The following is a 20,916-nucleotide window of genomic DNA, read 5'->3' as shown; positions in this document are numbered from 1 at the left end:
TATATAAAAACCAATAGTTTATATTTAAGAATCCTAATTGCAAACCACATGTTTAACTGCTATTTCTAAAAAATAAACGAATTTTAGAGATGACTAAGCAATGAAAAAGCGAAATGAAATAACCGAAAAAATTAGAGATGGATGGGTAGACCAATGGAAGAAAAAAAATGCACAGGGAAATGGATATTACTCTTTCCTTACAACACAAGATGTAAAATCTGAAGGCTCCAAAAATCGTTCACCAGATTTTGAGAATCCGCATAAGGATAGAAATTTTCTATCGCTTAATGAAAGCTTTTATTACCTTATTCTATTGTTTGATTCTCGTATTACCTCAATCAAAGAGCAATACCCTTTACTTGAGGTAGAAAAAACTCAATTTATCGCGAAAGAGCTAGGTTTAAGACATCCGACGTACCCCTACAGCGACAATGTTGCGACGGTAGTAACTAGTGATTTTGTTTGCGATACCATTTATCGCAAGCCTGTGGTCTATTCGGTAAAAGATGAAAAAGCTTTTGAAGACGGTGAACTAAAAGAAAAGTTTCAAAACAACCAAAAAATAGAAAAAGCATTTTGGGCAACTCAAAATACTCCTTGGCATCTTGTTAGAAGTGCTCAAATCAAAAATACCTATACTGAGAATCTTGAAAAAATAGTTGCCGACTTGAAGTTGAGTGATGAACTAACTGCCTTGTTTAATCAGTGGATAATATTTGTTGTTAATCAATGGCTTAAATTCAATATGAAGCCAATTACCCACCTATTAGATAAAACAGTGTCACTGTTTGGGGTTAGTTTTGAAGAAGCTACATCGCTTTTGCAACACGCTTTTTGGCATCGTTATCTAAAAGTAGATTTGCGTAAGCAGCTTAACTACAGACTTTCTCTCTCTGAGCTTGGAGCTAGTTTAAATGTCTAGTACCCAGCTTGCAGTATGTTCTGATACAGATGTTGACGGCATTGAAATTGGTGCAGTTTTATTCCCCGCTGATTTAGAACATATAGGCTCATCTATTACAGAGCCGCATACAATTATTTTTGCAGACTCTAGTACTGATCGCTTATTTGCGATGAATTTAGAAAAGGACATTAAGCCTGCCAATTTAAGCTATGCGGAAATTAAAGAAAGCATTCTGAGTGGGGCAATAGTATTAGGAACACTTGGGTTGCCAAAATACATGACTATTCCCGACTCTTTTGTGCTTGAACATCAGAAGAAAAAGAGGGATGAAAAAGTCGAAAGACTTCGACCTATTTTAGACAATTTAGAAGAATTTGTTATTGATCCTTATGGCAAAGGATTGATTAAGCAGGCCATGAAAGCTGGTGATAAAACATGCTCCAGAGCACAAGTGTATCGAGATCTCTGGAAGTACTTTCGTTCAGGGTGTAACCCCAACATATTTTTACGTTCTCCCGGGACAGGCCAAACTATTAATAGAAATTACACTTCAAAGCCGGGACCTAACTCAGGTTTCGGGCGCGTTGCCACAGAAAAAGATGAGCGTAATGTTATTGCTGCACTGAACAAGCATTATAAAAAAAGTGATCCATCAATGTATTTGGATACGGTCTATCAAAAATGTCTGGATGAATCTTATAGCTACCAAAGCTATAACCCTGAAACAAAAAGGCGATCATATGAGCGATGGGGTGAAGATCGATTAATTACTGAGTGGCAATTTAGAAACATTGCCAGAAAGTACCGTAACAAAAATAAGAAAAAAATAGATAAAGCTAAGGGACGTTCAGCGGAAGTAGCTAAAAACCACACAGCGCTTGAAGGGACACTACATTATTACTATGACAAAGGTATTGGTTACTACTATCAGGTTGACGAAACCCCGTATGACGTCGAACTGGTTTGTCAGTTTGACCCAACGCGAAAAAGGAGAGTAGGTAAAGCAACTGTATATGTCGTTCGTGATATGAGTTCTCGTACTTTCGTAGGTTTGTATATCACACTAAAAAATCCTTCTGCCGATACGGCAAGAGCAATTATGTTCAATACATTTAGGAATAAACAGCAATTCTGCAAAGAGGTAGGTATTGAAATAGGGCCTAACGATTGGAAACAAGAAGGCAAGTGCAGGAATATTGGCTGTGATAATGCAGAAATGGCAGCAGAATTGTCTAGGTGCTATTCGAGAGATGCGCATATTTCTGTTCAATTTAATCAAGAAGGTCATTCTCACGATAAGGGGTTGGTTGAGAGAGCCTTTCGGCTGTTACATGATGCTGTTAAGGGGCAGGTTGACGGATATAGCCCAAACAACGTTCCATCGCACATAAAAAGGTTATTGAGACAAAAAGCTTTATTAAACATAAATGAGCTTTATCAAATTTTGATCACTTACATCATCATTTATAACAATTACTCGTTAAATAAAGGAATAGAACTCTCTAAAGAAATGTACATGGATGGTGTAAAACAAATTCCCGGTCAGGTTTGGGATTGGGACAAGCGAAATAGAGCTGGTTATTTAAAGCATGTTAATGATTTCGAGCTATATGGTAGCTTGCTCGAAGTAGGAGAGGTGACATGTTTGCCAACTCATATTTCGCTCAAAGGGTTCAAACAAAAATATACGTGCGAATGGACCAAAGCTAATGAATATCAGAAAAAAGGAGGGACTTCACCAAAACTACCGTGTCGCTATATGCGTCACTCAATGGACGTAATATTTATTGAAACACCTGATGGTTTTCAACCTGCAATTCAAAATGGAAGTCTGTTTAAACATGTTTCTGTTGAAGAAATTGAAGCTGAACAAGACATCATTCATGAAGAAAACAAGCAAATAATAAAAAACCATAAAGCTAAGCAAGGTAAAACCAGAGCCTTGATCGAAGACCTTCAAGCTAATGCAAGGTTGGAGCAGGAAAAAATCACGGTCAATGACGCAAATACTCAACCCATCAAAGAACATCGTAACGTTCATATCGAACGCGAAATAGAACAAGATCAGGCTAGGCATTCTATGTACTTAGCTGATCAATATCGATTAGTTGAAGTACAAGAAGTTGAGACTAGTCAATCAAGATTAACGGATAACAATAGCGCACCTATTGAGTCTGCTCGCGCTAGAAGAATACGGGAGAATAGAGAGAAAACTAATAATAGAGGTAAAAAAAATGACAGTTAATTATCAAAACATTAAAACACGAAGCTTACGGGGCAACCCGTTAGCAGAAGCAATTCACCCCAGATTAAGCGAGGCTGAGTTTGAGGAGCTGGTAACTGACGAAATTACGGTGCCCGATGATATTGACGAATATCTTGATTATGACAAAGAGTTAGAGGCACTTTCTTTAATGAAGACTGTTTCACCCACTGGTATGTACTACGAAACATATTGTGACCTTTACAATGTTTTAATGGCCGGGTTTATGTCTCGTAACCCGTTATCTGAAGAGCAACAGAGGTACAACAATCTGATATCAACAAAGCAAATAAAGATAAAGAAAACATCCTCTGAATGCATGATTCTTACTGGACTTTCAGGCACGGGAAAATCAACGCTTATGGATACAATATTAGGTGTATTTGAACAAAGTCACTCGCATACAAAAAGCGGTAAATACGGTCTGGACTTTCAGCAGATTGTCTATCTCAAAGTTGATATTCCACCAAATGCTAGTCCTGATGCGGTTTGTAAAAGAATAATTTGTGAAATAGATAAATTCACAAAAGATGGTAGGAGTAAAGATTTTAAAATTACTAAAGGCAAAAAGGTCGAAGATACAATCGACAATATCGTTGCCGCCTGTTCAAGTTTGGGTTTAGGACTACTTATATTTGATGAGGTACAGAATCTATCTTTTGCTAGTGGCGGAGACAAAGAAAAAATATTCCGTTTGATGCAGGACATGACGAATATTGCCAAAATTCCCGTTATCAACATAGGAACAACCAAGGCAATAAAAACATTTAAAACTGAATTTAGTAATTTGCGAAGATTGGGGCTTCCAGTTGACTTAATCAACTTTCAGCAAGACGAAGAAGACTGGGAACTATTGGTTGAATACGCATGGTCTTATCAATTAATACCTAGTCCTCTAGAATTAACTGATGACATCAGAAATGCTATTTACGAGTGCACACGAGGCGTACCGCACTGCCTTTTTCATTTGATTTCTCAAGCCAATGTTTATGCGATAAGAAATCAAAAGAACTCTATTACCGTTGAAGATTTAAAGCACGTTTACGACACTAAATTTAAGCTACTTAAACCAGCTATTTTGGCTCTTAAATTAGGAATGAATGATTTGTTCGACGACATTTTTAATTTAAAAGATCAAATAGAAAAAGCAATAGAGCCAACTTTAAAAAAGCTGTTTAAATGTGCAGCAAGTCAAAAACCAAAAGGAAAGTTAGCTAAAGAGCTACTTAACGAAATTAAAATATATTTGCCGGAATACACGCCAACCCAAACAGAAGCTCGAATTTTAAAACGTCTTGAAAAAGATATGTTGATAGAAGTGAGTGACATTGAATACAACGAAGATGGGGCGTACGTACCGCTATGATCCCATTTTACTTATCAATTTTACCCGGTGAGCACATTTATAGTTGGTGGCTAAGGCGCTATTGGTTATCTGGAGCACCAGAAAAGCATACATACTTTAAAGAGTTCGGGGTCAAGGCTAGTGAACTACAAACGAATATACCGCTATCAAAATCTTGTCAAAAGGTTTGCAAGCTGAATGCTCGCACCTTTGATAATCCCCAAATTGCACAGCAAGCAACTGAGTTTCCTCTTTGGGTTTTATCCATAGACCATGATAGATATAAATACTTCAAAAGTCGGATTCATCTAACTCAAGTTCCTGCAAAACTTCATGGAGTTCACAATTCTGGAGTGACTAGCAACGTGGTTCGTTGGAAAGCTTGTCCTAACTGTATAGAAGAAGATCTTAATATATATGGTGCATCATATTGGCACGTGAAACATCAACTTCACGGTGTCAGCGTCTGTAATAAGCATGCCACTCCCTTGCTCGTTCCCAAAAAAAAAGGACGAACCTTAGACTCCTTGCACTTACCTCATCAAGTGGATGATTGGGAACTGTTATTGGAGACAACCACCCCTACACATTATTTGTTTAGTGAGTTCTGTTCCAATTTATATGATTTAGCATCAAAGGATAGCGAACGTCTCTTTATGTTAAAAAGTGAGTTTTGGAAAATATGTGGTTCAGATAGCAAGTCGATAAAGCCTGATAAATCTCTTACGGACACACTTGAGATAGAGCTAGAAGTCGATCTAGGGGCAAGCTTTTTGTCATCTTTATTTAGTTACTACTCGTCGCCTCACGGTTGTCATAAAAGAAAAATAGTAAATGCTTTAGCTAGCGGTGCGACGAGTAAGTATGTTGACCCTGTATTTTGGCTAGTCGCTCTATTTTGGAAAAGAAAGGAGTTGGGCTTAGAGAAAGAGTATGCCAATGAGCTTATTGCCAGTTTTTAAAATGTTTGAAGGTGAAACAGTATATAGTGTGGTATCTCGATATCATGCTATATCTGGCCTTTTTAATCACAACACACTAGTTTCAAATGTTTTTGACGTAAATAAGAAACGCATCCATCCCTATTTGCCAAATGCACTCGAAAAATTTGCTCACTATTTTGAAGAGTCATTACATCTAACCATAAATAACAGAACGTTGTTCCCTATTTTTGATGCAACTCTGAAGTCACCGCAATCTAGTAAACTTTATCGTTCAATTCTCGGTGAGAAAGGCTCGCCATTTCATTTATCTATGACACCACAATATGGATTAAAGCTATTCGCAGGTCACAAATATTGCCCAGAATGTGCAAGCCATGACTTAATAACATATGGTACAAGTTACTGGCATATAGAACACCAAATACCCGGAATGACAGCATGTGTAATTCACCATTGCCTGTTGGAGGGGATAAGAAATGACGATTTGCATTTAGATAGGCGTCTGTCACTCCCCTTATTTGTGGGCGATAGTCAAAAAGCAAACAGAGTAGATGTTTTGTTTTCTGAATTTTCGATTAGAAAGTTTCAAGAGTATAAACAAGAGCACTTTCAACGTGAATCTATTGATGTAATAACTCAAAACTTAAAAACGTTGGGGTTTATTACTCAATCAGGTCAATTGAAGTATGAACAGTTAACAACAGAGTTGAGGAGGTTTTGGAAAGGATTGAGTGCTAATGTACCATTAGGCATACCCATCTCAGTCCAATCGTTTGATTTTGTTGGACCTATGCTCCGAGTAAAAACGAGAACTCCCGCCCACCCATTAAAGTATTTCTTAGTTTTATGCTGGATGGAAAACTTGAAGAAGGAATCATGTCATTACCCCAATATTACCTGCAACTCAAAAAGTAACTTTGATAAGGATATTTTGAAGTTAGCGGAGGCGGGGCAAAGTATGAATTTAATTGAAAAAACTTTGGGTATCAGTCGTTGTTATATCCGCAAGTTACTGGAGTTAAATGGAATACACCACGAATCAAACTCAATGCATTTGCCTGATGAAATAATTAGGAAAGTGGTTATTAAAGGTTTTTATGGATACACGATAGAAGAAATATCTACTCAACTATCGCTAAAACCATCAACTATTGAGCATATTTTCTGCCGTACTAAAGGCTTGAGTTTGTGGCGGAAAAAATTGAGACATCAAAAAAAACTTGATTCTGCACTAACAGTATTAAAATCGGCAGTGAAAGCCCATCCTGATTGGCTTAGAAAAGACATTAAAAAACACTACAATGCTGAGTTTTTTATGATTTACAATCATGACAAGCTAATGTTGGAAGACATTTTGCCAGCTAAAACTTCGCCAATTCCCCCAAAGTCAAAACGAAAACGCCCGTAAATTTATGAATCCCAACTAATGAGGGAATCTTGAGCCTACCTTGTTTAAGGCTCTAATTTGTATCGGGCTGAAACCAGATCTTAGTAATTCAAAGTCATCAATGTCTATGATGGCCTTTTTTCCATTTCCTTGAAGCTGATATAGACTTCCAGAGCAAGTTTTAGCAAATCTGTTGGCATAATTAATTTCTACAACTCGGCTGGTAGATACATAATCCCCTTTAAAAAAGCGGTAAGAATTGTCTTCCTCTACTATTCCCCAAATAACATCACCTATATGTTGATCTTTATCCATGATGGTGACAAAAAACCAATCAGTTATTATGGTGTTCATAAGCATTACCTGTAGATGGATATGGTAACGTATGATAAAAAATAGTCTTTTAAAACTATAGCAAAAGCATGGATCTAATCGTGACTTTTTGCAGGGCGAGAGCAAAGATTTATGACACAAAAAAATTCTATATTTCTTGCCTCTTTTTATAATGTCAGGTTTTTGATTTTTTAAAGGTTAAAAACTAGGGTTTGAGCAACCCTTTGTCTCATTTTTTAATAGCAGAATACAAAAAAGTCGCTCAGCGCGGCTTATTAAACCTGCCACTTAAGCTCTTAAGTGGCATTTTTTATTTCTAACTTTTAAGTCTATATTGCTGCATTTTACTATTCGGTTTTTCGGGAATAGTCATTTCGATTATGCCTGCATCAATTGCAGGTTTTAAATAGCGCTCTCTAAAATGTTTTCGATCTTTTAACCCTAGCTGGTTTTGTAGCTCTTGTCGGTTTAATGGTTTTTCGCTTTGGTTAAATACATTTATTAAAGCGATGACTTGGGGGGCTTGTATGTCTAAGTGTATAGTGTTTTTAACTTGAGGGGGTTGTTGTGGGGTTTGGCTTTTTGTTATTGATTTTAAATCACTTTCTAAAATATCTAATGCTGAAAGTAATGTCTCTAACATGTACTCAATAAACACGGATGAGTCACCGGTTTTGGTACTTAGGTTAATGCTTTCAAAGTATCGTTGGCGTGTTGCCGCTATTAAGTTATGAATGTTTAGCAATGAAAACAGCGTATGCCATTGTGATAATTGTTGGGTTTGCCACACACACGCTAACTCAGTATTACCCTGTGCAACCGGTTGAATAAACTGTAATTCATAATGGCATACTGCACTACTGATTAGAGGGTGGTGGTTAGTTGTATTAAACCACGCAAATAGCTCTTCTACCATTTGTGGCACTCGAATTGCCTGTGGTGCCATTTGTAAGCCATTTTTTAACGCTAGACCTTGCTCCCTATAACGGCCTGACTTTTCACTTTGATCTTTCATTAAGCTGCGATGCAGAGCTAATAAGCTATCTGGGCTTGATAGGTCAGATACTGTAAATTGAAATTCAGAGTTTTTCATTTGTATAGAGGTGAGTTTTTGTTGCTTATAGTGCTCAATAGTTGCTGGCGAATATAAGGCACTGATTTTACCTAAAGCTTCACTAATATTTGCAATGCTGTGAGTCATGCTGGCTGAGATTGAAAATGGGGGAGTGGCGTTGCTCATTTCGTTATAGAGGTTATTTAAATCAGGAGATTAGAATACGCGAACTGAATATAAAAGTCAGTTTTAATAGTGATTTAGTATTTATTTAAAACTTTACATAGTCTTTAATTACTGGTTTTAAATGTTAAACCGACGCCAAATAGCGCCGGTTTATTAGTTACTCTTCGATAAACGCTTCACCTTCGTTCATCCACTTAGCGGCTGGCTTGCCTTTTAAGTAATGATCAAAGTACTGCATCATACGTACTGAGAAATCTACCTGATTAGGGAATTGCTTTAAGTGATGTGGCTCACCTTCATATTGTAAAAATGTAGCATCTTTACCCGCACGGCGTAGTGCTAAGTAATATTGCACGCCTTCATGCCATGGCACAGCATCATCTTTATCACCAAACATAATCAGAATCGGGGTATTTACTTTATCCGCAAAAAAGACTGGCGAGTTCTCAATATAAAGCTCAGGGGCTTCAAATAAGTTTTTACCAATGCGACTTTGCCCTGTTTCATATTGAAATTGGCGAGCAAGCCCTGACTTTAAGCGAATGCCACTGTAGGCGCTGGTCATGTTAGACACTGGCGCACCCGAAACTACAGCTTTAAACATATCAGTTTCAGTGATCATAAACGCGCTTTGATAACCCGCCCATGAATGGCCTTGTAACCCTATTTTATTAGCATCGGCAATGCCTAAATCAATCAGCTTTTGAGTGGCGTTGATCATGGTTTGAGTTGAAGACTTACCTGGATGACCTATTTCAAAACGAATATCAGGTAAAAAGATGGCGTAGCCATTTGATGTAAACATCGGAAAGTTAGGGCGATGATTTAATTCCATTTTAGGGAAATCGTACATACGCTGGCTCATATAGCGGTAAAAGTACACCACAACCGGTACTTTATCGCCTTTTTTATAGCCGGCAGGTTTGATTAATACCCCTTGTAAATCTTCTCCATCAAAGCCTTTATAGCTAATAAGTTCAGGCTTTTCTCCCCAAGCAAAATTAGTTACCTGAGGATTAAGGTTAGTGACTTGTTGTGCTTGTTTGAAGCTAAAGTCTGTTTGATAAATATCAGGAAATTGCTGATAGGTTTGCTCAGTAAATAAGTATTTATCGGCATTTTTGGCTTTTTTAATTACATCAAAACGCTTATTACCTGTGAGTACTTTAGTAACGTTAAGCGTTGTTAAATTAAGTTTAGCCACCTCACTTTGCTTACTTTGTAAGTTAATTGCAGAGAGCAAAAGAGTATCATTGCTGTTAAAGCCCACTTGGTTTTTATCAAGCTTGATTACTCTGTACTGAGTATTACTTTGTTTACCATTAGTTAAGCGTTTGGCTTGCTTGGTATTTACATTAAACGACCAAATATCATATTTACTATAAACCAGTATTTCGCTGCTATCGTTAAGCCAGCCAGCAAAGCCATAGCCAGGCTGCTTAGATGGATAATCGTGTTTGTCATCGGCAAAGGTAGCGTTAATTGCTTTGCTGAGTACGCTCACTTTGTTATTGCCTAAGTTTTTAAGCTGTACTTGGTTGTTATCAAAGTAAGCAGCAAACTGACCATTAGGCGCAAGGCTAGGTCTAAATGGATAGTCGTTAATAATAGGTGTTTGTTTACCCGTTTTTATATCAACCGCAAAGTAGTCAGCAAAAAAGCCGCCATACATTATTTTTTCAAGATGGGCTAGATTTGAGTAGCCTAATAATGAATCCGCGCGTTCAGTATTAAGTGCGACCTCAGGCATATTTGGTGTGCTTAACTGCACAACTTGTTGCGAGTTTACATGGTATACCGCCGTGTAATGTCGATTCTTATTACTTTCATTCCATTGCTGCTCTTCGCGAGGTTTAATTTGCGCATCGTTGTTGTGCCATACATTTAACCCTTTTTGGTCGCGAATAACCTCAAAGTCATACAATGACGACTCATCGGTATATTCCTTTTGTTTAACTTTTTCAGCAAGTTTTGGGCGGTTTTCAAAGTATAGGCGTGTACCATCTTCGGCCCACGTTAATGTCGCAGTTTTACCCATTAACCATTCTGGGTTAGGTGACTGCACAGTGGTAAGCGTTTCGTCCTGCCAAAGCGTTAATTCGTATTGGCGGCGACGCTTATCATCGTTTACATAGTTACCTAAAGTAAATGCAACACTCTTATTGATTGGATGCCAAGCTATTTTGTTGGCAACCACACCAGGCTCGTCAATTAATGCTGTGCTGGTAAAATCATTGAGTGAAAATAAAGTAATTTGATTATTATTGCCATCCACATAGCTTTGGCTCACTAATAATTGATCGCTGGTGGCGCTAATATCATAGGTGAAAGCACTTTCAAGAGTGTGGGTGCGTTTATCGCTTAAGTTGACGATAACCAGCGGGTAGCTTTTATCTTTTTTGTCTGCAGGGATAGCGCTATCGTTATCGGCGTTTTTATCATCCGCGTCTGTGCTCTCATTTTTACGATAGGCAAGCCACTTCCCGTTATTAGCGAGTACGTAGTCTTTTACGTCATTAAAGCGTTGTTGCTCACCGGTTTGGGTATTCACTAATACTAGATTGTTTTTTAGATCGCTTTTTTTCTTAGTGGTTTCTTTTTCAAGTAGGGTAGGCACTTGGATGAATGCAACCCAGTTCGCCATTTTGTTAATTGTAGGGCGAGTGCCTCGCTCTACCTCAGCAATAAGCTTGTTGTTATTTAGCGAGTAGACTTGCCCAGTGGCATTGCCACGATAAGGAGTTGCACTTAAAGAGAGGATTTGACCATTTTCAGAAAGCTGTGTGCCTTTTACAGATTTAAAATCAAATACATCTTTAAATTCTAATGGCTTATTTGCTAAGGCACTGGCGCTCGTTAAGCTGGTAATAAGTGCACAGCCTATAAGAGTGAGTTGTGTTTTCATTATAGATTCTCGTTTTTTAACATTATTTTATTGTAACGAGTTTTAATAACAATTCGAGTAGATACGATAAGTGGTAGCAGGGCAGAGATGAGAGGTTAAAAATGAATGGTAAAAGGTAAAAGGTAAAAGGTAAAAGGTAAAAGGTAAAAGGTAAAATTTTCGAGCTACGGGATGCGAGGTGGTAGGCATCTGTGAAAAATAGGAGTGGAAGTGGTTTATTTAATACCTTGTTAGCATCACTAACAAGGTATTACTTCGAATCTTATAACCAAATTTTTTGAAGTTCTGGCCATTGTTTTTCAAATTGCTCACTTGGGCGAGCACTAAAATTACTGCGCACAAACTGATTCATTTTACCCTCAACGTAGGCAAGCAAAAAGTTAGCTAGGGTTAGCTCATCGCTTTGGAAGTTTTTACCTTCACGTAGCTTACGCTCTCTAAGAATTTGCTTGAATTGGGTCTCTAGCTTTTCAAATAAGCCTTGTACACGTTCACGAAGTCGCTCCTGCTCACCTTGTAGAGCATCGCCTGTTAATATACGAGTAATGCCAGGGTTTTTCTCAGCAAACGTTAGCAACAGTAATAAGGTATTGTATACGCGTGCTTTGCTTTCTTTTTCGTTATCTAAAATAAGATTAATACGTGATAGCAGGGTATCTTCAATAAACTCAATTAATCCTTCAAACATCCGCGCTTTGCTCGGAAAGTGGCGATAAAGAGCGGCTTCAGATACGCCAACTTCTGCGGCAAGTTTGGCAGTTGTAATACGCTGACCAGGGCTGGTTTCTAACATTTGTGCGAGTGCTTGCAGTATTTGCTCTTTGCGATTACTTTTTTTTGTCGCAGGCATGAACATTCCTTTTTTTAATAGTTATTTTTTCTACATCAACGTGCGATAACACAGCTACCTGCCTAGTGTTTGTGCGGGCAATAACCAGTGAAGCGATATTTTCACGTATTACGTGAAGCTCTGGTACTGCGCAAGCATTAAACTATATTAGCGAAGTAAAATTACACTAAAAGGTCACAAGGCGTCATCATGTTAATGTTTTATTCAGTTTGTTTCCAGCCTTTTTATAATCGTTTGGCAAGCTGCTCGATCACTTTGATTGCTATTTCTGTTTTACTAGTCACAGGTAAATCGAGTTGTTCATTTTGCCAATAAAGAGTAAGTGCGTTACGTTCTGAATTAAAGCCTAAATCACTTTGCGATACGTCGTTTGCGCAAATCATATCGAGGTTTTTATTAGTCAATTTCCCTTTAGCGTAGTTAGCAACATTTTGCGTTTCTGCTGCAAAGCCGACAGTGTAAGGGCGGCTTTGTGTAAGGTTTGCTACCGCTGCTATAACGTCTGGGTTCTTAACTAAGCTAAGAGTGAGTTCATCGCCTTGTTTTTTCATTTTTTGCGTGGCGATATTCGCTGCGCGGTAATCGGCTACAGCAGCGCAGCCAATAAAGGCGTCTGATTGATGGGCGTAATTGAGAGATTCTTGCAGTAGCTGCTCAGCACTTTCTATATTAATTAAATTAACGCCTTGCGGCGCGGTAATGGTCACTGGGCCTGAAATTAAGTTAACTTGCGCGCCAAATGATAAAGCAGCTTGTGCTAGTGCATAACCCATTTTTCCTGAGCTGTGGTTTGATATAAAACGCACCGGATCGAGAGGTTCTCGGGTTGGGCCTGCGGTAATAGTAATGGTTTTACCCGCTAAGAGTTGTGGTTGCGCAGGTTCAGTGCATAAACTCACTAATTCATGCGGTTCAAGCATTCGCCCTGCACCTACATCACCACAGGCTTGCTCACCTTTGCCTGGCCCCCAAACTGCAACGCCACGAGCCTTTAAAGTGGCTATATTAGCTTGCGTGGCAGGGTGCGCGTACATTTGTTGATTCATAGCCGGTGCCACAGCCACTTTTGCAGGAGTTGCGAGTAATAACGTAGTGAGTAGATCATCAGCAATGCCTACCGCCATTTTTGCAATAATATTGCTGGTGGCAGGAGCCACTAAAATTAAATCAGCCCATTTGGCAAATTCAATATGTCCCATCGCAGCTTCTGCTGATGGGTCGAGTAATGAGTCAGACACTATTTCACCACTGACAGCTTGCATCGTTAGCGGGGTAATAAAATGCTTTGCTGATTCAGTCATTACAACTTTAACGTCACAACCATGGTCTTTTAAACGTCTTACGAGTTCGGCACATTTATAGGCTGCAATTCCACCGCTAATACCCAGCACTATTTTTTTATTTGTTAAATTAATCATGGTTGTTCATCAATTTTATAAAATATGCTGGCTAAAATAACAAATCTTGAGCGTGACAGCTAAGATAAAATGCGTTTTATCGCGCTAATTTTTAATTTTGCATTACAGTTATATGATACTGACCGCTTTCAAGGATGAACGATGCAATTAACCTCTCTGCCTAATTCACTCAGACCGCGAGAAAAGCTGCTAGCAAAAGGCGCAAAGGCACTCTCTGATGCTGAACTATTGGCTATATTTTTACGTACGGGTTTACCCGGTATGAATGCAATAGAGCTGGCACAACATCTGATCAATGAAAATAAAACCCTGCATAATTTGTTTAATGCCAGCATAGATGAGTTTTGTGCGCAAAAAGGGCTGGGTACAGCTAAATATGTACAGTTACAAGCAGTACTTGAGCTAAGTCAGCGTTATATGCAAGAAGGCTTTGTTCGCGATGCCGTTTTTAATTCCCCTCAAGCTGTTTACGACTATTTAACCCTGCAAATGCGAGGGTTGCAGCAGGAGGTGTTTATGGTGTTGTATCTTGATAGTCAAAATCGTTTATTGAAAGATGAAATCTTATTTTATGGTACGATTAACGCAGCCAGTGTATATCCACGTGAAGTTGTCAAAGCGGCTTTAAAAAATAATGCGGCAGCGGTTATTTTTTCACATAATCATCCCAGCGGTATTGCAGAACCAAGTCAGGCCGATAAACTAATTACCAATAAATTGTGCCAAGCGCTGCAATTAGTCGACATAAATGTATTGGATCATATTATTATTGGTGGTGAAAATTGTGTTTCGTTTGCCGAACGGGGACTTATTTAAGTTTATTGCTCGCAGATATGTGCTAAAAATGAGCGGTTTAGTGTGTTTTGGCAAATTAGTTTAATTTAAATGCAGTTTTTACTTTCCCTAAGGGCATTCGATCTTTATAATTAGCCGCTATAAAATTTACACATGAGCTGGTTGGATAAGATCAGTATTTGATCTTTGCCTGTAAAAGCTGTATAAAGAGCGCCCTTCGATTTATCTCTAGGGCACAAATACATGGCCTTAGGGAAAAATTAAGCTCGAGCGAAGTTATTGGAGATATATAGACATGTCTAAAGTATGTCAAGTTACAGGTAAGCGTCCAGCGGTTGGTAACCACCGTTCACACGCGAGAAACGCGACTAAACGTCGTTTCCTACCTAACCTACAAACACACCGTTTTTGGGTTGAAAGTGAAAAACGTTTTGTAACATTACGCACTACTACTAAAGGTATGCGTATTATCGATAAAAAAGGCATTGACACGGTTCTTACAGAAATCCGTGCTCGTGGCGAAAAAGTTTAAGGAACTGAATTATGCGCGATAAGATCCGTTTAGTTTCAACTGCTGGTACTGGTTTTTTCTACACTACCGACAAGAACAAGCGTAACATGCCTGAAAAAATGGAAATCAAAAAGTTCGATCCTAAGGCTCGTAAACATGTGATTTTCAAAGAAGCTAAAATTAAGTAATTTAGTTTTCTTTCAGAAATGTAAAAACCCAGCTTATGCTGGGTTTTTTGTTTTTAAAATTCACTCTGTTACCACCGAAAATATACCTACCGTAATTGTGTCCATCTAATTAAAAATTTATGTTAAGCACCATGGCTTATTGTTTTAATAGCGGCTCCGTTGTTTGTAATATCAATCCGCAATAATACTTAATCACTTTGCGGGGCTAAACGTGTCGCTGCCTGCGTTAAAAATTCTCATTTAGAGCAACTAAATAGCAAATTTTTTGCCTAGCTATCAACGCGTTTTTCCAGCCTCAAAATAGACCACTTAATTAAGCGAATTGGTATAACCAAAGAAAATATAAATAGTATTAAATGACTTCACGGACTAATCAGTTGGATGTTGTGTATTTAGAGTAAGATTGTGGGGGTATGTAAGTATACCTAATGAGGAAGTGGGGGTTTTACTATGACTTACTAGGGGTGAACTGTAAGCAGCCCTAAGGCTACTTACAGTGCGATACTTATACTTTAAAGTTCTCTACTGATATTCTTAGTTCTTCGGCTAATTTAGCCACTTCTGAACTTGAAATATTAGTTTGTACAGCACCTTCTGCTGTTTGCTCGGCGATAGCAACAATAGACTCTAAGCGTTCACTAATCTCTTGTGATACTTGTTGTTGCTCTTGTGCTGCCGTTGATATCTCTTCACTGACATTGTGCGCTTGCGATACCGCAAGAGTAATTGAATCTAGTGCACTATTAGCTAAATCACTTTGCTCAACACAAGAAACAGCGCGTTCTTTACCTTTTTCCATGGCTTTAACTGCTTCTTCAGCGCCCAACTGTAGTGATTCAATCATAGATTGAATCTCTTGGGTCGACTCTTGAGTTTTACTTGCAAGCGATCTTACTTCATCAGCTACCACGGCGAAGCCTCTGCCTTGCTCGCCGGCACGCGCTGCCTCAATGGCCGCATTAAGTGCAAGTAAGTTAGTTTGCTCAGCGATACCACGAATAACGTCTAAAATACTACCAATTGAGGCGCTATCTTTGTGTAGCTTATTAATAACACTTGATGCTTCATCAACTTCGTAAGCGAGTTGTTCAATGGTTGCTTTATTTTGATTTGAAATACCTTTAACGCGTTCAGCTTCTTTATCAGCATTTTTGATTTCGCCCAGTGCTTGTTGAGCACTGTTGCTCACTGTTTGAGAGGTACTGCTCATTTCAGTGGTTGCGGTTGCCGCTTGCTCTACTTGCGCTTGTTGATTACTAATCGCTTTGCTCGACTCACCGGTAATTGTTGAGGTTTGCTCAGAAGCAGCAGCAAGCTGTGTTGAACGCGAAATAATACCGGTAATTAAGCTACGTAAGCTATCAATTAAGGTGTTACAACTTTTCGACAATTCACCAAATTCATCTTTTGCGCTGTCATCCAAGCGTTGAGTCATATCACCACTGGCAACAATATCTAAAATGCGGTTAACTTCTGCTAATGGCTTAGTAATACGGTTAACTGTAACAATGGCCACAAGCACAGCGATAATAGTAGCAATGATCATGCCTATCCAAGTCCATAAGTTAGCTGAGTTTACATCGCTGCGAACGCCTTCTTGCAAAGTAAATGCAACGCCGCTGGCTTGTAATACTAATTCGTCAATTTGGCTAAGTGCTGTTTTAGTAGCTTTTTCAGACTCTTCTAATTCACGTTCAGTTGTGCTGATTGCATCAATAAGGCGTTTTTTATTTGCTGAAAGGCTATCGTTACCTAAAATATTACTCTCAAGTGTATCTACATAACCTTTTAAGTCGTTAAACAAGCCGCTATGGCTCTGCTCTATTGCAGGTTGTATTAATGAAACGGTACGAACGACTTCTTCAAAGTAATATACTTGTTCATTTTTAATAATATCGAGCGTATTAAGTGTTTTAACAGTTAACATATCGGTGCTACTGGTAACCACAGACATAAAGTTATTTTCAAGGTTATTAGCTGCTTGATAAGCACGCGGGTAGTTATCTTCTAAACCATCGATATCAATAATATCAAGAACCATAGAGTTGGCATCTTCTGCCGCAAGCTCAACGGTTTCTAATTGAGCTTTAAGCTTTTTATTAAGCACTAACTGAGTGTTTTTGTCTTTGAGTAGGCTCTCTATAATGCTTAAAAAACTTAAGTAGGTCTTTTCAACGTCAAGGCTACTCTTATTTAGTTGTGGATCATCTTTTACTACTTGTTGTAGCTCGCGATGTAACTTATCAAATAACTGTTTTTGTTCTTCTATTTGTGCTTTTATTGGCGCTAGCTCTTGAGCCGATGAAGTGTGAAAGCTAGCTTGAGCAGCTTTACTCATCAAAATAAATTCAGCTTGTAATTGAGCGCTCTTGTTTAATGCCGGAAGCGATAGCTGATTAACCTTTTGAGTTGAGCGATCTATATTTGCTATTTTTATTAAAGAGTTACCGCCAATAATTAAAAGTAATAAAGTGATAAATATAAAACCACCCCAAATACGTTGACTCACTGTTAGATTCATATGGTTTTCCATTCAAAAATACGTCTATTAAAACTTATCGGCGCTTTCAACAATAAGTTAAGTAATTAAAAATAATTAATTTTTACTGTTAATAGTTAGTTGCTAAATTTACCGTGAAACTTCATCACACACTAAGCATACATAATTCAACTATTCGATTATGGATGTAAAATAATACAAAGCAATTTTCCTCATCTTTAATTAGATTAGAGAGTGTTGCTATTTTTTACACTTAGTTGTGAATGGTTTGTAATTATGCAATTTAACATGCACTCTTAAACTTAACAGATGTATTAACTTTTTTCAGTTTATTTAGACAAAAGTTGTGATTTTTTTGAAAGTTTTTGTTTGCTCTGTAAATTTATTAAGGTCATTGAGCCGCCCCAGACGCAACCTGTATCTAGAGCGTACAGGTGTTTGTAGGGAGTTTGACCTTCAAGTGCAGCCCAATGACCAAAAACAAGGTCATGTTGAGCGTTAACAATTTTAGGATGAGAAAACCAAGGAATCAATGAATGGCTATTTGCTGTTGCTTCTTTTGCACTAAAATCAAGCAAGTTATCGGGTGTAATAAAGCGCATACGGGTGAAATAATTAACAATATAACGAAACTTGGCAGCGTCATCGAGTTGCTCACTCCATGTTAGTGGGTGAGGCTGATACATGTTTTTTAAGAAGTATTGAGCGTTGTCAGCACCATAGCATTGCTGTGCGAATTGGGCGTGCTCAATGGCTTGCACGCACGACCAATCAGGGTTTAGCCCCGCGTGTGAAATAAAGCAATCATATTTATCTAAGTAAAGAGCTAAAGGCTGAGTTTGCAAAAACGCGACGTAATGTGGGAGTTTACTGCTGTTGAACAGAGTCGTTAGTTTGTCTTTGGGGTTGGGGGCAACATTATTTAAATAACAGGCAATCATATGTAAGTCATGATTGCCTAATGTGACGCTAACGCTGTCTTGGTGCTGATATATGTAATCAAGACATGCTTTGGAGTCTGGGCCGCGAGCAACAATATCACCTACTAGGTAGAGATGATCTTTGCTAGGATTAAAGTCGACTTGCTTTAACAATAAACTAAATTCGTTAAAGCAGCCTTGTAAATCACCTATTGCGTAGTCGGCCATTAGACGCTGTTCTTACTCAGTGTAAGATATTAGGGCAAGCTAAACGGAACACATTTATGGGGGCTTCAAACTCAGCACCAAATTCGTTTCGTAAAGTGTAATGCCCTTGCATGGTGCCTACCGGAGTATCTAATATTGCACCACTGGTGTATTTGTAACTTTCGCCTGGGGCTATATCTGGGGTTTCACCCACCACACCTTCACCTTGTACTTCTACTTCTTTGCCATTGGCATCGGTAATTAACCAATAGCGACTGAGTAGTTTTGCACTACATAAACTGTGGTTTTTTATAGTAACGGAGTAAGCAAACACAAATTTATCAAGTTCAGGTTGCGATTGCTCTTCTACATAAAATGTTTCTACAGATACCTTTACAGGTGATCCCATATTACTGCTTGTTGTCATAAATCCAGTTAGCTATATCAATAAATTGTTGTAACGACAGGCTCTCAGCACGCAAAGTAATATCAATGCCAATGCTGGTTAACTCTTCAGCGGTTAAAAGGTTACCTAGGCTGTTGCGCAGTGTTTTACGACGTTGATTAAACGCTTCTAAACAGACGGTATTTAATATTTTAACGCTCTTAGCTGTGCGCTGCTCTGCCTTTTTGGGGATTAAGCGAATAACCGCAGAGTCCACTTTAGGTGCAGGTTTAAAGCACTCTGGTGGTACTTCTACTACAGGCATCGCATTACAGTAGTATTGAGTCATTACACTCAAGCGGCCAAAGGTTTTGCTGCCTGGGCCTGCAACCATGCGTTTTACCACTTCTTTTTGCAGCATAAAGTGCATATGCTCAATATGATCGGCAAATTCAAAAAGGTGAAACAACAAAGGAGTAGAAATGTTGTACGGTAGGTTACCAAATACTTTTAGCTTTTTGTCGTCTTTAACTAGGCTTGCAAAATCAAACTTCATTGCATCGCCTTGGTTTACGGTTAATTTAGGCCCTAAAAAAGGGTGTTCAATTAAACGTTGGGCTAAATCTTTATCTAGCTCAACAACCGTTAAATGGCCACTTAAATCGGCTACAGGCTCAGTAATAGCGCCAAGGCCTGGGCCAATTTCGACTAAATTATCTTGCGGCTTGGGATCAATAGCGGTGACAATTTTATCGATGATTGATTCATCGAATAAAAAGTTTTGGCCAAAACGTTTACGGGCGCGGTGTCCTAAATGTACTTTATCGGTCATTGATTCTGTGCTTTTTCATGGGCGAGCTTAATTGCTTCGCGGATCGCTAATTCAAAACTGCCAACATCAGCATCACCAGTACCGGCTAAATCAAGCGCAGTACCGTGGTCGACTGAAGTGCGGATAAATGGAAGGCCAAGAGTTATATTCACTGACTTACCAAATCCTTTGTATTTTAGCACAGGTAATCCCTGATCGTGATACATAGCCAACACAGCATCAGCTTCATTTAGGTATTTATCTTGAAATAATGTGTCTGCTGGTAAAGGCCCGATTAAGTTCATCCCCTCAGCTCTTAGTATGTCAAGTGTAGGCGTAATCGTGTCGATTTCTTCGAGGCCTAAATGGCCATCTTCACCAGCGTGCGGGTTTAAGCCACAGACTAAAATACGCGGTTGCTCAATACCAAACTTGGTTTTTAAGTCATGATTAAGAATATTAGCCACTTTAACCAGTCGCTCTTGGGTAATAGCACGAGCAACATAAGCAAGCGGGATATGCGTTGTTACTAATGCAACTCGTAGCCCTTCGGTAGCTAATAACATAACAACATCAGCGGTGCCCGATTGTTGAGCAAAGTACTCTGTGTGGCCACTAAAAGAAATACCGGCTTGGTTAATAATACCTTTATGAACAGGGCCGGTAACAACAGCATCAAAAGTGCCGTCCATATTCTTTTCGCTAGCAATACGCAGTGTGTCTAATACGTATTGACCGTTTGCGTCATTCAGCACACCCAGTTCAACCGGCTCGGCTAAATCAATCTGTTTTATGTACAAGCTGCCAGCCGATGTAGGCATGGCTTCGGCGCTTTCATCAAATTCAATTAATTTAATGTTTAAACCTAAATGTTTAGCGCGCTGCTTTAGTAGCGATGCATCTGCAATCGCTACTAGCTGTGCATCCCAGCTGTGCTGTGCCAGTTTTAATAGCAAGTCAGGGCCAATGCCAGCAGGCTCACCAGGGGTTACCGCAATTCTTAAGGTCAT

The 20,916-nt window shown here is 38.8% G+C and carries 18 protein-coding genes; 8 read left to right on the top strand and 10 right to left on the bottom strand.

Annotation, left to right across the window (positions count from 1 at the left end):
- Positions 1 to 100: 100 nt before the first annotated feature.
- Genes FHG08_RS01290 through FHG08_RS01270 form a run of 5 tightly spaced genes read left to right on the top strand, consistent with a single transcriptional unit; the run spans position 101 to position 6,864 of the window.
- Positions 101 to 922, top strand: coding sequence for a TnsA endonuclease N-terminal domain-containing protein (locus FHG08_RS01290; RefSeq protein WP_178956597.1), 822 nt, complete (start codon positions 101 to 103; stop codon positions 920 to 922).
- Complete coding sequence (locus tag FHG08_RS01285; RefSeq protein WP_178956596.1) at positions 915 to 3,149, top strand: transposase; 2,235 nt, start codon at positions 915 to 917, stop codon at positions 3,147 to 3,149. The genes FHG08_RS01290 and FHG08_RS01285 overlap by 8 nt, the downstream gene beginning before the upstream one ends.
- On the top strand, positions 3,139 to 4,533 hold the full coding sequence (locus FHG08_RS01280) for a TniB family NTP-binding protein (protein ID WP_178956595.1): 1,395 nt from the start codon (positions 3,139 to 3,141) through the stop codon (positions 4,531 to 4,533). Before FHG08_RS01285 ends, FHG08_RS01280 begins: the two co-directional genes overlap by 11 nt.
- Entirely contained in the window at positions 4,530 to 5,474 is a 945-nt protein-coding gene (locus FHG08_RS01275; protein WP_178956594.1) for a TniQ family protein, read from the top strand. Before FHG08_RS01280 ends, FHG08_RS01275 begins: the two co-directional genes overlap by 4 nt.
- On the top strand, positions 5,446 to 6,864 hold the full coding sequence (locus tag FHG08_RS01270; protein ID WP_178956593.1) for a TniQ family protein: 1,419 nt from the start codon (positions 5,446 to 5,448) through the stop codon (positions 6,862 to 6,864). Before FHG08_RS01275 ends, FHG08_RS01270 begins: the two co-directional genes overlap by 29 nt.
- 15 nt (positions 6,865 to 6,879) lie before the next feature.
- Here FHG08_RS01270 and FHG08_RS01265 read toward each other — a convergent pair whose 3' ends face one another.
- The 5 genes from FHG08_RS01265 to coaBC all read right to left on the bottom strand — a co-directional run bounded on the left by FHG08_RS01265 (position 6,880) and on the right by coaBC (position 13,589).
- Entirely contained in the window at positions 6,880 to 7,197 is a 318-nt protein-coding gene (locus FHG08_RS01265) for a hypothetical protein (RefSeq protein WP_178956592.1), read from the bottom strand.
- A gap of 295 nt (positions 7,198 to 7,492) precedes the next feature.
- Complete coding sequence (locus FHG08_RS01260) at positions 7,493 to 8,416, bottom strand: Fic family protein (protein WP_178956591.1); 924 nt, start codon at positions 8,414 to 8,416, stop codon at positions 7,493 to 7,495.
- A 157-nt stretch (positions 8,417 to 8,573) separates the two neighbouring features.
- Positions 8,574 to 11,321 (bottom strand): prolyl oligopeptidase family serine peptidase, encoded by a 2,748-nt coding sequence (locus FHG08_RS01255; protein WP_178956590.1) that lies wholly within the window; start codon positions 11,319 to 11,321, stop codon positions 8,574 to 8,576.
- Positions 11,322 to 11,583: 262 nt separating this feature from the next.
- A complete protein-coding gene (slmA, locus tag FHG08_RS01250) occupies positions 11,584 to 12,171 on the bottom strand; it encodes a nucleoid occlusion factor SlmA (protein ID WP_008113236.1) in 588 nt (195 codons plus the stop codon).
- A gap of 224 nt (positions 12,172 to 12,395) precedes the next feature.
- The gene (gene coaBC / locus FHG08_RS01245; RefSeq protein WP_178956589.1) at positions 12,396 to 13,589 is read right to left on the bottom strand and encodes a bifunctional phosphopantothenoylcysteine decarboxylase/phosphopantothenate--cysteine ligase CoaBC; all 1,194 of its coding nucleotides are present in this window, start codon (positions 13,587 to 13,589) and stop codon (positions 12,396 to 12,398) included.
- Positions 13,590 to 13,730: 141 nt separating this feature from the next.
- On the opposite strand from coaBC, the gene radC reads away from it, so the two are divergent.
- The 3 genes from radC (at position 13,731) to rpmG (ending at position 15,083) form a co-directional block, all read left to right on the top strand.
- Complete coding sequence (radC, locus tag FHG08_RS01240; protein ID WP_178956588.1) at positions 13,731 to 14,405, top strand: DNA repair protein RadC; 675 nt, start codon at positions 13,731 to 13,733, stop codon at positions 14,403 to 14,405.
- Between the two features lie 274 nt (positions 14,406 to 14,679).
- Positions 14,680 to 14,916, top strand: a complete 237-nt coding sequence (rpmB, locus tag FHG08_RS01235) for a 50S ribosomal protein L28 (protein ID WP_008464111.1) — start codon at positions 14,680 to 14,682, stop codon at positions 14,914 to 14,916.
- A gap of 11 nt (positions 14,917 to 14,927) precedes the next feature.
- Positions 14,928 to 15,083 carry a 50S ribosomal protein L33 gene (gene rpmG / locus FHG08_RS01230; RefSeq protein WP_004587947.1) on the top strand — a complete coding sequence of 52 codons (156 nt, stop codon included), beginning with the start codon at positions 14,928 to 14,930 and terminating at the stop codon, positions 15,081 to 15,083.
- Positions 15,084 to 15,588: 505 nt separating this feature from the next.
- Here rpmG and FHG08_RS01225 read toward each other — a convergent pair.
- From FHG08_RS01225 to pdxA, 5 genes are all read right to left on the bottom strand, one after another.
- Entirely contained in the window at positions 15,589 to 17,604 is a 2,016-nt protein-coding gene (locus FHG08_RS01225) for a methyl-accepting chemotaxis protein (RefSeq protein ID WP_138609106.1), read from the bottom strand.
- A 308-nt stretch (positions 17,605 to 17,912) separates the two neighbouring features.
- On the bottom strand, positions 17,913 to 18,731 hold the full coding sequence (locus tag FHG08_RS01220) for a symmetrical bis(5'-nucleosyl)-tetraphosphatase (protein ID WP_138609107.1): 819 nt from the start codon (positions 18,729 to 18,731) through the stop codon (positions 17,913 to 17,915).
- A 16-nt stretch (positions 18,732 to 18,747) separates the two neighbouring features.
- Positions 18,748 to 19,137, bottom strand: a complete 390-nt coding sequence (apaG, locus tag FHG08_RS01215) for a Co2+/Mg2+ efflux protein ApaG (protein WP_041709470.1) — start codon at positions 19,135 to 19,137, stop codon at positions 18,748 to 18,750.
- Positions 19,121 to 19,927: a 16S rRNA (adenine(1518)-N(6)/adenine(1519)-N(6))-dimethyltransferase RsmA gene (gene rsmA / locus FHG08_RS01210; RefSeq protein ID WP_010391631.1), complete on the bottom strand. Its 807-nt coding sequence runs from the start codon at positions 19,925 to 19,927 to the stop codon at positions 19,121 to 19,123. The genes apaG and rsmA overlap by 17 nt, the downstream gene beginning before the upstream one ends.
- The gene (gene pdxA / locus FHG08_RS01205; RefSeq protein ID WP_178956587.1) at positions 19,924 to 20,916 is read right to left on the bottom strand and encodes a 4-hydroxythreonine-4-phosphate dehydrogenase PdxA; all 993 of its coding nucleotides are present in this window, start codon (positions 20,914 to 20,916) and stop codon (positions 19,924 to 19,926) included. The genes rsmA and pdxA overlap by 4 nt, the downstream gene beginning before the upstream one ends.

This window comes from Pseudoalteromonas sp. Scap03 (assembly GCF_013393115.1).
Lineage (GTDB): Bacteria > Pseudomonadota > Gammaproteobacteria > Enterobacterales > Alteromonadaceae > Pseudoalteromonas.
This window is presented reverse-complemented; position numbering and strand designations above follow the sequence as displayed.